The organism is Pseudomonas sp. BYT-1, assembly GCF_023611805.1.
GTDB classification, from domain to species: Bacteria; Pseudomonadota; Gammaproteobacteria; order Pseudomonadales; family Pseudomonadaceae; genus Aquipseudomonas; species Aquipseudomonas guariconensis.
Window position 1 is genome coordinate 3,254,008 of sequence record NZ_CP072559.1, and the last position, 12,161, is coordinate 3,266,168.

Sequence of the window (12,161 nt, forward strand, 5' to 3'; positions counted from 1 at the left end):
CAGCCGTTCGGCCATACTCCAGAATGCATCGGTTTTTTGGGGGAAACCCTTGCACAGCCAACGACATACCAACTTTTAGTGAGCCTCAACGTGAAAACTTCCCTGTCCATCCTCAGCCTGCTGCTGTTGCTCACAGGAACCGCGACCCTTCCGTCGACCGCTGCTGCACAACCCCCGGCCCAGGTACAACGCGACCCCGCCAAGCTGCACCTGGCCTCCGGCAGCGCCCTGCTGATCGACCTGAACACCAACCAGGAGTTGTATTCCAGCCATGCCGACCGCGTAGTGCCCATCGCTTCGGTCACCAAGCTGATGACCGCCATGGTGGTGCTGGACGCCAAGCTGCCCATGGATGAGATGCTCACCATGACCATTGCCAACAACCCGGAGATGAAGGGTGTCTATTCCCGTGTGCGGCTCGGTAGCCAGCTCAACCGTCGCGAGACCCTGCTGATCACCCTGATGTCTTCGGAAAACCGCGCCGCCAACAGCCTGGCCAACGCGTATCCGGGTGGCTACAGCGCGTTCATCAAGGCAATGAATGCCAAGGCGCGCAGCCTGGGCATGGCGCACACGCGCTATGTCGAGCCCACCGGCCTTTCGACCCAGAACGTCTCCACCGCCCGTGACCTGGCCAAGCTGCTGATGGCTTCGCGCAAGTACCCGATGCTCAGCGAGCTTTCCACCACCCGCGAAAAGACCGTGGCGTTCCGCAAGCCCAACTACACACTGGGCTTCCGTAACACCGACCATTTGGTGAACAAGAGCAATTGGGACATCAAGCTGACCAAGACCGGCTTCACCAACGAGGCCGGCCACTGCCTGGTACTGCTGACCAAGATGGACAATCGCCCAGTGGCCATGGTGATCCTCGATGCCTTCGGCAAGTACACCCACTTCGCCGATGCCAGTCGCATGCGCCAGTGGTTGGAGACCGGCAGCGCCAAGCCGGCACCGGCGGTGGCGATGCAGTACAAGGCCGAGCGCCAGAGCCGTCCGCGCCTGGCCAACGACTGATTCGCGACCTTGCTGCGCGGCGCCTGCTTCGCGGGTAAATCCGCTCCCACAGGTATGGCGGGGTTCGTGAGAGCACCGCAAAACCTGTGGGAGCGGATTTACCCGCGAATGCGCATCCCAGGTTTCAAACCTGGGTACTGACCATGCCACCGGCGCTGCTGCCGCCGGTTTTGCTCAGGGCTTCCAACAGTTGCGCGGTGGCCGCCTGGATTTCACCGCTGATCGTGGCGATGCTCGCCTGCTTGGCGGTGATCGCTGCCAGCTTGCTGGTTTCGTCCATGTTCTGGGCCGCCAGCTGAGCCAGTTGCTTTTGCTCCTCGGCCAGCTGCTTCTGCAGCTTCTTGATCATCTCCCGCAATTGCTTGATGTGCGGCGGCTCACCGCTGTCCTCGGCACTTTCCGCTTGCTTGGCCTGTTTGGCCTGCGTGGTATCACGCAGCCCGGAAAGATCGACCTGCACGCCCGTCGCCTTGCCCTGTTCGGTCTTGTCCGCCTCGCCCGCCTGGGTGGTCGTGGCCAGCGATGGGCTGGCGATGTTGATCCCTGTGATGCCTACCATGTGTTTCTCCCTGCCCATTAGGGCCATTTAGACGCAGTAACTATCGGCCGCCCGGCGCACTTCTTGAGCGTCAGCGCCCGCCAATAAATTTGCCGTCCCGCCATTCGTCCACCTGATACCCGAGCCCTGCCCTGGCCCACACCTGCCCGGCACCTCGCCCCGATCAGCCCTGCAACGAGATGGCAATGACCACGACCCGCTCCCGCAAAGCCCTGTACATTGGCCTGCCCCTGGCCTTGGCAGCCGCCCTTGGCGCTGCCGGTTACTTCCACTGGTTCGGCCAGGATCCTGGCTACCCGCGCCCCATCGTCGAGCAGGCCAATGCCCTGCACGAGCACATGCTCTCTTTCGACAGCCATGTGACCGTGCCACTGGACCTGGGTACAGCAGGCAACGAGCTCGACAAGGACGGTCCGGGCCAGTTCGACCTGGTCAAGGCCGGCCGTGGACGACTCTCCGGCGCGGCGCTGACGATTTTCGGCTGGCCGGAGATCTGGAACGGGCCCAACGCCCCGCACCGTCCCACCCCGGGCTTCGTCGACGAGGCCCGCCACCAGCAGGAAGTGCGCTACAAGATCATCACCGGCATGGTCCGCGATTTCCCCAACCAAGTGGGCATCGCCTACACCCCCGAAGACTTCCGACGCCTGAACGGCGAAGGCAAGTTCGCCATCTTCATCAGCATGCTCAATGCCTACCCGCTCGGCCACGACCTGTCCCAGCTCGACCTATGGGCGGCGCGTGGCATGCGCATGTTCGGCTTCAGCTACACCGGCAACAACGACTGGGCCGACTCCTCGCGACCGCTGCCGTTCTTCAACGACACCGCCGATGCCCTTGGCGGGCTGTCGCCGCTGGGTGAGCAGGCGGTCAAGCGCCTGAACGATCTGGGCGTGATCATCGATGTGTCGCAGATGTCCACGCTGGCCCTGGAAGATGTCGCCCGTCTTTCCCGCGCGCCGATCGTCGCCTCCCACTCCGCGCCCCGGGCGCTGGTGGATATTCCACGCAACCTGTCCGACAAGGAGATGCAACTGATCAAGGACAGCGGCGGCGTGATCCAGGTGGTCGGCTTCGGCCAGTACCTCAAACCGCTGGGCAAGCCAGTACTCGACAAGCTCCAGGCCCTGCGCACGCGTTTCGACCTGCCGCCCTTGCAGGGCCTGGCCAACGCCCTGATGCCAGGCGATGCGGTGATCGCCATCTGGCCCGAGGCGCGCTTCGGCGAGTACGCAAGTTCGCTCTACGGCATCCTCGAGGAAGAGCCCAAGGCCACCCTCAAGCAGTACGTCGATGCCATCGACTACACGGTCAAGAAGGTCGGCATCGACCATGTCGGCATCAGCTCGGACTTCAATGACGGCGGCGGCCTGGAGGGCTGGAAGGACGTCAGCGAAATCCGCAATGTCACCGCCGAACTGCTCACCCGCGGCTACAGCGAAACCGACATCGCCAAGCTGTGGGCCGGCAACTTCCTGCGCGTGTGGGAGCAGGTCCAGAAATCCGCCCACCCTGTCGCCCACCGCTGATCAAGGCCTGACCGCTCATGAGCAATCGCCGTACCTTCCTCAAGCAAGCCGGCCTGCTGGCCGCAAGCCTTCCCATGATGCCCCACGCCCTGGCCGTCGCCGCACCCGCGTCGCTGACCGGCCAGGACAAATGGCGCCAGCTGCGCACATTGTTTCCCCAGGCGCCGGAGGTGATTCACCTGTCCAATTTCCTGGTGACCACCCACCCTCGGCCAGTGCAGGAGAGCATCGACCGCTACCGCGCCGAACTCGACCGCAACCCGGCGCAGTGGATGGACTGGCACAGCCAGGCAGTGTGGAAGCGCGAGGCCGAGGTCCGCGAGTGGGCCGCACGCTATCTGGGCGTCAAACCCCGCCAGATTGCCCTGACCGGCAGCACCACTGAAGGCCTGGGGATGATCTACGCGGGCCTGAAGGTGGCGCCGCACCAGGAGATCCTCACCACCGAGCACGAACACTACTCGGCCAACACCAGCTTCGACCTTCGCCAACGCCGGCAAGGCACCCAGGTGCGAAAGCTTCGCCTGTTCGACGAGGCCTGGAACGTCAGCACCGAGCGCATCCTGGAGACCATCGACCGCGCCATCAGGCCCCATACCCGCGTCCTGGGCATGACCTGGGTGCATTCGGGCAGCGGCGTGAAACTGCCCATTGGCCAGATCGGCGAGCTGGTGCGTCGGCACAATCGCGACCGCGACGAGCAGGATCGCATCGTCTACGTGGTCGATGGCGTGCATGGGTTCGGCGTGGAAGATGCGCAGTTTTCCGACTTCAACTGCGACTACTTCATCGCCGGCACCCACAAGTGGATGTTCGGCCCCCGGGGCACCGGCCTGATCTGCGCCGCCAGCGAAAAACTGCAAGACCATCTGGTACCCACCTTCGCCACGTTCTCCGAGGACGAGGACTTCGCCACCATCATGACCCCCGGGGGCTATCACAGCTTCGAGCACCGCTGGTCAGTCGGCAAAGCCTTCGAGCTGCACCTGCAATTGGGCAAGGCCGATGTGCAGGCGCGTATCCACCAGCTCAACGACTACTTCAAGCAGCGCCTGGCGGAAATCGACCAACTCCAACTGGTCACCCCCCAAGGCAGCACCCATTCGGCCGGGTTCACCTTCTTCCGCGTCAAGGCCGAGGAAGACCAGGACCGGTTCGCCAACTACCTGATCGAACACCGGGTGATGGTCGACGCCGTGTACCGCGACGCAGGCCCGGTGATCCGCACCGCGCCGGGCCTGCTCAACGACGAACAGGAACTCGACCGTACCCTCGCGCTGCTCAAGCGCACGCTATGACCGCCACAGCAAGGAATCCACGATGCCCACGAACCTGCTACGCCCGCTATCCCTACTCGGCCTGCTCGGCTGCCTGCTCGCAGGCCCGGCCCGAGGCGCGCACGACCACAAGCCCGGCGAAGTGTTCCAGGACTGCGAGGACTGCCCGCAGATGGTGGTACTGCCCGCCGGTAGCTTCCAGATGGGCACCCCGGACGATGAGGTCGGCCGTCAGCCTGACGAGGGCCCGTTGCACCTGGTGACCTTCGACAAACCCTTCGCCATCAGCCGCTTCCACGTTACCGCAGGCGAGTGGCAGGCCTACCTCAAACAGACCGGTACGGTGATCGCCGACGGTGACGATCGCCCAGGCCGGCGCTGCACCAACAGCGTCCCCAGCTACAAGCTCGACCCCAAAACCGTCGACCGCCACCCTGCCGTGTGCATGAGCTACAAGGACGTCGAGGCCTATGTCGCCTGGCTGTCGAAAAAGACTGGCCATACCTACCGCATGATCAGCGAGGCAGAACGCGAATACGCGGCCCGTGCCGGCAGCACTGGGCCATTCCCCTTCCCTCTGGACCCGGATGCCGACTACGAAATCACCCGCCACGCCAACGTCTACGGCCCCAAGGACGGCTTCAGCTATACCGCTCCCGTGGGCAGCTACCCGCCTAACGCCTTCGGCGTGTACGACATGCACGGCAACGTCTACGAATGGACTGCCGACTGCTATCACGACAGCTACGTCGGCGCGCCCAGCGATGGCAGCGCCTGGAAGGAACCCAACTGCGAGCTGGTGCAACTGCGCGGCAACGACTGGGGCGAAGCACCGATCTTCTCCCGCTCGGGCAACCGCAACCAGACCTATCCGGGCGATCGCGGCGACTGGATCGGCTTTCGCGTCGTCCGGGAACTGGAGAACGAGAAGAGTTCTAAATTGCACGGCTGACGGCTCGTTCTATCGGTGTACATGCGCAGGACCCGGGTGCCTTCAAGGCACCCACCTCCGACAGACCCCGAGGAATCGTCACCATGAGCCAGCACCCAACCTCCGAGCCCCTTCACGACCTGATTGGCGTAGGCTTCGGCCCTTCCAACCTGGCCTTGGCCATCGCCCTGGAAGAACTCGCCGACACCCACGGCTACGCCCTCGATGCCCTGTTCATCGACAAGCAGCGCAACTACCGCTGGCACGGCGACACCTTGGCCACCCAGAGCGAACTGCAGATCTCCTTCCTCAAGGATTTGGTGTCCCTGCGCAACCCCACCAGCCCCTACAGCTTCGTCAACTACCTGCACCAGAAGCAGCGCCTGGTGGACTTCGTCAACCTGGGCACCTTCTACCCCTGCCGCCTGGAGTACAACGACTACCTGCGCTGGGCTGCCGAACACTTCGCCACCCAGGCGGCCTATGGTGAGGAAGTGGTGCGCATCGAGCCGGTCCTGGAAGCCGGGCGCATCCAGCACCTGCAAGTGATCTCCCGCGAGGCGGGCGGCCAGGAGCGCCGCCGCCTGGCCCGCGCGGTGGTGGTCGGCACTGGCGGCACGCCGAAAGTGCCGGCGACCTTCGCCGCGTTCAAGCATGATCCACGGGTCTTCCACCACTCCACCTACCTCAAGAGCCTGGCGGCCCTGCCTTGCAGCGACGGCAAACCGATGCGCATCGCCATCATCGGCTCTGGCCAGAGCGCGGCCGAGGCGTTCATCGACCTGAACGACAGCTACCCATCGGTGAAGGTCGACATGATCGTACGCGCCTCGGCGCTCAAACCCGCCGACGACAGCCCCTTCGTCAACGAAATCTTCGCGCCGCAGTACACCGACCTGGTGTTCAACCAGAGCCAGCCCGAGCGCAAGAAACTGATCGATGAGTACCACAACACCAACTACTCGGTGGTGGACATCGACCTGCTCGAGCGCATCTACGGCATCCTCTATCGCCAGAAAGTCGCCCACCAGTTCCGTCACGCCGTGCTCTGCCGCCGTCAAGTCGAAGCGGCCACCGCCACTGCCGAGGGCATCGAGCTGACCCTGCAGGACCTGGCCACACACCAGCAGCAGACCCATCGCTACGACGCGGTGATCCTTGCCACCGGCTACGAACGCCGTTCGCACCGCGAGCTTCTGGCGCCCCTGCAGCAGCACCTGAAGGACTTCGTGGTCGATCGCGACTACCGGGCCCTGGCCAGCGACGACCTGCAGGCGGCGGTGTACCTGCAAGGGTTCTGCGAAAGCTCACACGGCCTGTCCGACACCTTGCTCTCGGTGCTGCCGATGCGCGCCAGCGAAATCGGTCAGTCGCTGTACCAGACCCTGGCCGGCCAGCGTGCCGGGCTGCGTGAAGCCGTCGCCCTGAGCCGCGCGTGACGCGCGGCCGTTTTTTGAGGACGCTTCATGAGCTCGACAAAGGCTACATCCCGCGAACTGCTGTCGATCCTGCGCCCGCTGCTGCCCACCCTGGCCGTCTCCATCGTGCTGGGGATCGTCGGCGGCCTGAGCGTGACCGCACTGCTGGCGCGGATCAACGCCCTGATGCACAGCGAGCAGGCTTTCGCCAGCGCGGTCATGCTCGGCTTCGCCGGGCTGTGCGCGCTGGCCCTGGGCTGCGCCATCGCCGCGAACATCGGCACCAATTACGTTGGCCAGCAGGTGATCGCGCGCCTGCGCATCTCGTTGGGCGGCAAGGTACTCTGCGCCCCAATCGAGCAGTTGGAACGCTACCGCAGCCATCGCCTGATCCCGGTGCTGACCCACGACATCGACACCGTGAGCGACTTCACCTTCGGCCTGCCGCAGCTGATCGTCTCGCTGACCGTGACCTTGGGTTGCCTGGGCTACCTGGCCATGCTCGATGGGACGCTGTTCCTGATCACCGCCAGCGCTGTGGTGCTTGGCTGCATCGCCCAGTACGTGGCGCGCAGCCATGGCATGGGCGGCTTCGAAGCCGCCCGCGAAGAAGAAGACCAGTTGCAGAAGTACTACCGCAGCATGGCCGAGGGCGCCAAGGAACTGCGCATGCACCGCCAGCGCCGGCACACGCTGTACCGCGAGCAGGTGATTCCCACCGTGCAGCGCATCGCCGCACTGCAAATCCGCTCGGTGAACATCTTCCTGAGTGCCAGCACCTTCGGCTCGCTGCTGTTCTTCATGGTCATCGGCTTGTGCCTGGCCCAGCAGACCTGGGGGGTGCCGGTCGAAAACAGCGTGCTCAGCGGCTTCATCATGACCTTGCTGTTCATGAAAGGCCCGATGGAATCGGTGCTCAGCCTGCTGCCGCTGATCAGCCGCAACGCCGTCGCCCTCAAGCGCATCGCCGACATGAACGCCGCGTTCTCCACGCCCGAGCCGTTCCTGCTCCCCGCCAACGAGACCGGCGCACGCCCTGTGCTCAAAAGCCTGGAGCTGCGTGGACTGACCTATGCCTTCCCCAGCGTCGACGGCTTGCCACCATTTCGCATGGGGCCATTCGATCTGACGGTCACGCCAGGTGAACTGCTGTTCATCGTCGGCCAGAACGGCAGCGGCAAGACCACCCTGATCAAGCTGTTGCTGGGCCTGTACGAACCCGACAGCGGCCAGGTACTGCTCAACGGCCAGGCCGTCGGCCCTGCCCAGCGTGACGACTATCGCCAGCTGTTCACCACCGTGTTCGCCGACTTCTTCCTTTTCCAGGAACTGCTCGAACGCAAGGGCGTGCTCCCCGAGCACACCCAGGCCTACCTCGAGCGCCTGGAGCTGGCGCACAAGGTGACCATCCGCGACGGCGCGTTCTCGACCACCGACCTCTCCACCGGTCAGCGCAAACGCCTGGCCCTGCTGCACGCCTGGCTCGACGAGCGTCCGGTGCTGGTGTTCGACGAGTGGGCCGCCGATCAGGATCCGGCGTTTCGCAAGGTCTTCTACACCGAGCTGTTGCCGGACCTCAAACGCCAGGGCAAGACCGTGATCGTGATCTCCCACGACGACCGCTACTTCGACCTGGCCGACCAGCTCATCGAAGTACGTGGCGGCCAATTGCATCCCTTGACCGAGCGCGCCTGACCCCAGGCGCGTCTTTTTTACCCCTACTTGCAAGAATTTTTTCCGGTTTCCAGAAGGCTATGCGTCTTCTCCTTGAATACGAACAACTCTCATTCACCCAAAAAATTACAAGTTCCTTCAAAGGAAGCACGATGTCTGTCAAACACGCACTGTCACCGTTGGCCCTGGCCCTCATGCTGCCCTGCGCAGCGCTGGTCCAGGCCCAGGAAATCCAGTTGAACATCCCGTCGCAACCGCTGGGCTCGGCACTGCAAGCCCTCGGCCAGCAGACCAACCTGCAGATCCTGTTCAGCCCTGACACCGTCGGCGGCAAGCGCTCCACCGCGGTGAACGGTCGCCTTGAGCCGCAGCAAGCGCTGCGCCAGATGCTGCAAGGCACCGGCGTGCGCTACAGCATCGACGGCTCCCAGGTCACCTTGCAGGGGCCCTCGGCGGGCGACGCTCTGGAGTTGGGGAACATCCAGATCGACGGCCAGGCCCTGAGCGCCACCTCCGAAGGCACGCACTCCTACGCGGCCCAGGCGGTCACCATCGGCAAAGGCACCGAGCGCCTGAAGGACATCCCGCAGTCGGTGACCGTGGTCACCCGCCAGCGCATGGATGACCAGAACATGAACAACCTGCAGGACGCGATGCGCCAGGTCACTGGCGCCACCATCAAGACCTACAACACCGGCTCAAGCCTGAACGACGTGTACATGCGCGGCTTTTTGGTGGACCAGGTGCAGGTCGATGGCGTCTCGCAGATCACCGGCCAAGGCGACATGGCCACCAGCTTCGACCTGGCCATGTATGACCGCGTCGAAGTGCTGCGCGGCCCGAGCGGCCTGTACGCAGGGTCCGGCGAGCCGGCCGGTACCATCAACGTGGTGCGCAAGCGCGCCCTGGACACCTTCGCCCTGAACGGCGAGGTGGCCGCAGGTTCCTGGGACCGCTATCGCACCATGGTCGACGTCACCGGCCCGCTGAATGCCGAAGGCACGATCCGCGGCCGTGCGGTCACCGCCTACGAGAACAACAAATCGTTCGTCGACTATGTCGAGAACGAGCGCCCGATGTTCTATGGTCGCCTGGAAATGGACCTGGACCCGAGCACCACCCTGTCGTTCGGTGGTGCCTACCAGAAGAACGACTCCACTCCGGCGTTCGGCCTGCCGGCCTATGCCAACGGCAAGCTGCTGGATGTGGGCCGTCACACCTACATCGATGCCAAGTGGAATACGCTCAAGGAAGAGACCTGGGAAGCCTTCACCGAACTCGACCACGCCCTGGACAATGGCGGCCAGTGGAAGACCTCGCTGACCTACCGCGATGCCCGCACCCCCACCCGCGAGTTCACCTGGACCACCGACGGCGTGGACCCGGCGACCAATACCGCCATCGCGTCGATGTACTCCTACTACACCCGCATCAAGACCATGGGTCTGGACAGCTTCGTCACCTCGCCATTCACCTTCGCCGGTCGTACCCACGAGTTCACCCTCGGTGGCGAATACCAGCACCTGGACAAAGCCTTCACCTACGGCACAGCGGACCTTGACGGCGACGGCTGGGCGGACGGCTTTCCGATCGGCATCGGCGGCGCCAACGACCTGCCGCACCTGGACATGCCGCACACCAACTTCAACTACTCCAAGAGTGAGCAGTACGGGATCTATGGCCGCACCAAGCTCAGTGTCACCGACGAGCTGGACGTGATCCTGGGCAGCCGCGTGACCTGGTTCGAAGCTGACGCGAAGAACGCCAACACCTTCTTCAACAACTTCGGCAACCCGTCCACCGAGACCAACGCCAAGGCCATTCCCTATGGCGCCATCGTCTACAAGCTGACCCCCGAGCTTTCGGCCTACGCCAGCTACACCAGCGTGTTCAAGCCCCAGAGCGAAACCGACGCCACCGGCAAGCAGATGGTCGGCCCGCACAAGGGCAAGCAGTATGAAGTGGGCCTGAAGCAGGAACTGCTCGATGGTCGCCTGAACGCATCCCTGGCGATGTTCCAGATCTTCGACGAGAACCGTGCCCAGTGGAACGGCGTCAATGGCTACGAAGCCAGCGGCAAGGTGCGCAGCCAAGGCTGGGAAACCGAGCTGACCGGCAACCTGACCGACAACTGGAGCATCGCCACCGGCTATGCCTTCACCATGACCAAGCTGCTGGAGGACGACACCACCAACGGCGTGAGCAAAGGCAGCCAGTTCAGCACCATCACGCCCAAGCACAACTTCAATCTGTGGACCAAATACGAGTTCCTCGACGGCGCGCTCAAAGGCTTCCATGTGGCCGGGGGTACCCGTGTGGTTAGCGAAACCTCCTACAGACGCGGTGATGTCGACTTCGTTCAGGGTGGCTACGCGGTGACCACCGCGCAGGTGGGCTACAAATTCAGCGAGCACCTGAGCTCGACCCTGACCGCCAACAACCTGTTCGATCGCAAGTACTACGACCGGGTTGATAGTGCCTGGGGGTCGAACTTCTATGGCGAACCGCGGAATCTGACCTTGACCTTGCGCGCCCGCTACTGATCGGCGCCAGGCAGGACCAGGAGGCCGGAGCCACGTGTGTGGGCTCCGGCTTTTTCGTTGGGGCTGTGTCGGTTCTGAGGTTTGTGGGCTTAGCCATTGAGCTGGGTGACGCTGATTCACCCTTGCGCCCTTACGGCGGCTTACTTTTTTCTTGGAAAAAGCAAGCAAAACCGCTGCGCCCCTGATGGGCCACGCAGCGGCCCCCAAGCGCTCAGAGCCGCCGCTGGATTTCCTGCGCCAGCGTCGTCAGCATTTCGGGCACTTCGCCTACCACCTCGCCCATGCGTGCAAAGTCGTGTGTCATGCCTGCCTTGACCTCGCAGTCGATCTCGAGCCCAGCCCCGCGCACCCGTTCGGCATAAGCCAGGCCTTCATCGAGCAGTGGATCGAACTCGGCCAGCCACAGGATCGTCGGCGCCAGTTGCGCTGGCAGCTGGGCATGGATCGGCGAGAAGCGCCAGTCCAGCCGGTCTGCAGTATCACGTTCGTACTGCCGGTAGAACCAGCGCAGCGACTGCTTCTCCAGCAGGTAGCCCTCGGCGAAGCGTTCCAGCGAGGGTCGCTCCACCGCCGCGTCCAACACCGGGTACAGCAGCACCTGGACCTTCGGCCGCAACGCCAGTTGCTCCGGGGCCGAAGCGGCGCGAATCGCCAGCGCGGCCACTAGGCTGCCGCCGACGCTGTCGCCTGCCAACGCCACCCGCCCGGCATCCAGGCCATGACGGGCGCCTTCATTGAGCAGCCACAGCGCCACGTCCTCAGCATCGTTGAATGCGGTGGGGAACTTGTGCTCCGGCGCCAGCCGGTAGTCCGCCGACAGCACCACGAAGTCCCCCGCCAAGGCCAGGCGACGACATAGGGTGTCGTGGGAATCCAGGCTCCCCACCACATAGCCACCCCCATGGAAATACACCAATACCGGACGCAGTCGCTCCGCACCCTGGGCACGCTGATAGGCCCTCGCCGCCAGGGGCTGGCCGTCGCGGCTGGGGATCGTCAGCTGGGTGATTTCCAGGTTGCCGGCCGGGGCGCTGTCCAGCAGCCGTGAAGCTTGGGCGAACTGCTCGCGTGCCTGTTGCGGCGACAGTTCATGCATGGGCTGGCTCTTGCCGGTCAGGCGACCGAACTCCACCAGTTCGAGAAATCCTTCAATATCAGGGTGCAGCGGCATCGATCGGTCTCCAAAAAAAACCACGCTCGACTCACTAACGTA

The 12,161-nt window shown here is 63.9% G+C and carries 9 protein-coding genes; 7 read left to right on the plus strand and 2 right to left on the minus strand.

The window, feature by feature from the left end:
- Nucleotides 1-90 precede the first annotated feature (90 nt).
- Complete coding sequence (gene pbpG, locus J5X93_RS15280; protein WP_043211593.1) at nt 91-1,017, plus strand: D-alanyl-D-alanine endopeptidase; 927 nt, start codon at nt 91-93, stop codon at nt 1,015-1,017.
- A 124-nt stretch (nt 1,018-1,141) separates the two neighbouring features.
- On the opposite strand, the gene J5X93_RS15285 is transcribed toward pbpG, so the two are convergent.
- Nucleotides 1,142-1,576 (minus strand): hypothetical protein, encoded by a 435-nt coding sequence (locus J5X93_RS15285; RefSeq protein WP_182943011.1) that lies wholly within the window; start codon nt 1,574-1,576, stop codon nt 1,142-1,144.
- A gap of 185 nt (nt 1,577-1,761) precedes the next feature.
- Between J5X93_RS15285 and pvdM the strand changes: the two genes are divergently transcribed.
- The 6 genes from pvdM to J5X93_RS15315 all read left to right on the plus strand — a co-directional run bounded on the left by pvdM (nt 1,762) and on the right by J5X93_RS15315 (nt 10,948).
- Entirely contained in the window at nt 1,762-3,105 is a 1,344-nt protein-coding gene (gene pvdM, locus J5X93_RS15290; protein ID WP_043211591.1) for a pyoverdine-tailoring dipeptidase-like protein PvdM, read from the plus strand.
- Nucleotides 3,106-3,122: 17 nt separating this feature from the next.
- On the plus strand, nt 3,123-4,403 hold the full coding sequence (pvdN, locus tag J5X93_RS15295; RefSeq protein WP_043211589.1) for a pyoverdine-tailoring periplasmic protein PvdN: 1,281 nt from the start codon (nt 3,123-3,125) through the stop codon (nt 4,401-4,403).
- 22 nt (nt 4,404-4,425) lie between these two features.
- Nucleotides 4,426-5,334: a dihydropyoverdine dehydrogenase gene (gene pvdO / locus J5X93_RS15300; protein ID WP_182943009.1), complete on the plus strand. Its 909-nt coding sequence runs from the start codon at nt 4,426-4,428 to the stop codon at nt 5,332-5,334.
- An 83-nt stretch (nt 5,335-5,417) separates the two neighbouring features.
- Entirely contained in the window at nt 5,418-6,752 is a 1,335-nt protein-coding gene (locus tag J5X93_RS15305; protein WP_182943007.1) for a lysine N(6)-hydroxylase/L-ornithine N(5)-oxygenase family protein, read from the plus strand.
- A gap of 27 nt (nt 6,753-6,779) precedes the next feature.
- Nucleotides 6,780-8,426, plus strand: a complete 1,647-nt coding sequence (locus J5X93_RS15310) for a cyclic peptide export ABC transporter (protein ID WP_182943005.1) — start codon at nt 6,780-6,782, stop codon at nt 8,424-8,426.
- A 131-nt stretch (nt 8,427-8,557) separates the two neighbouring features.
- Nucleotides 8,558-10,948, plus strand: a complete 2,391-nt coding sequence (locus tag J5X93_RS15315) for a TonB-dependent siderophore receptor (RefSeq protein ID WP_070571324.1) — start codon at nt 8,558-8,560, stop codon at nt 10,946-10,948.
- A 211-nt stretch (nt 10,949-11,159) separates the two neighbouring features.
- Here the strand turns inward: J5X93_RS15315 and J5X93_RS15320 are convergent, their stop codons facing one another.
- On the minus strand, nt 11,160-12,119 hold the full coding sequence (locus J5X93_RS15320) for an alpha/beta hydrolase (protein ID WP_090346424.1): 960 nt from the start codon (nt 12,117-12,119) through the stop codon (nt 11,160-11,162).
- Nucleotides 12,120-12,161 lie beyond the last annotated feature (42 nt).

What these genes read in the sequence shown, in the direction of transcription:
- J5X93_RS15285 (WP_182943011.1), bottom strand. Translation starts at nt 1,576, where the DNA reads ATGGTAGGCATCACAGGGATCAACATCGCCAGCCCATCGCTGGCCACG.
- pvdM (WP_043211591.1), top strand. Translation starts at nt 1,762, where the DNA reads ATGACCACGACCCGCTCCCGCAAAGCCCTGTACATTGGCCTGCCCCTG.
- pvdN (WP_043211589.1), top strand. Translation starts at nt 3,123, where the DNA reads ATGAGCAATCGCCGTACCTTCCTCAAGCAAGCCGGCCTGCTGGCCGCA.
- pvdO (WP_182943009.1), top strand. Translation starts at nt 4,426, where the DNA reads ATGCCCACGAACCTGCTACGCCCGCTATCCCTACTCGGCCTGCTCGGC.
- J5X93_RS15305 (WP_182943007.1), top strand. Translation starts at nt 5,418, where the DNA reads ATGAGCCAGCACCCAACCTCCGAGCCCCTTCACGACCTGATTGGCGTA.
- J5X93_RS15310 (WP_182943005.1), top strand. Translation starts at nt 6,780, where the DNA reads ATGAGCTCGACAAAGGCTACATCCCGCGAACTGCTGTCGATCCTGCGC.
- J5X93_RS15315 (WP_070571324.1), top strand. Translation starts at nt 8,558, where the DNA reads ATGTCTGTCAAACACGCACTGTCACCGTTGGCCCTGGCCCTCATGCTG.
- J5X93_RS15320 (WP_090346424.1), bottom strand. Translation starts at nt 12,119, where the DNA reads ATGCCGCTGCACCCTGATATTGAAGGATTTCTCGAACTGGTGGAGTTC.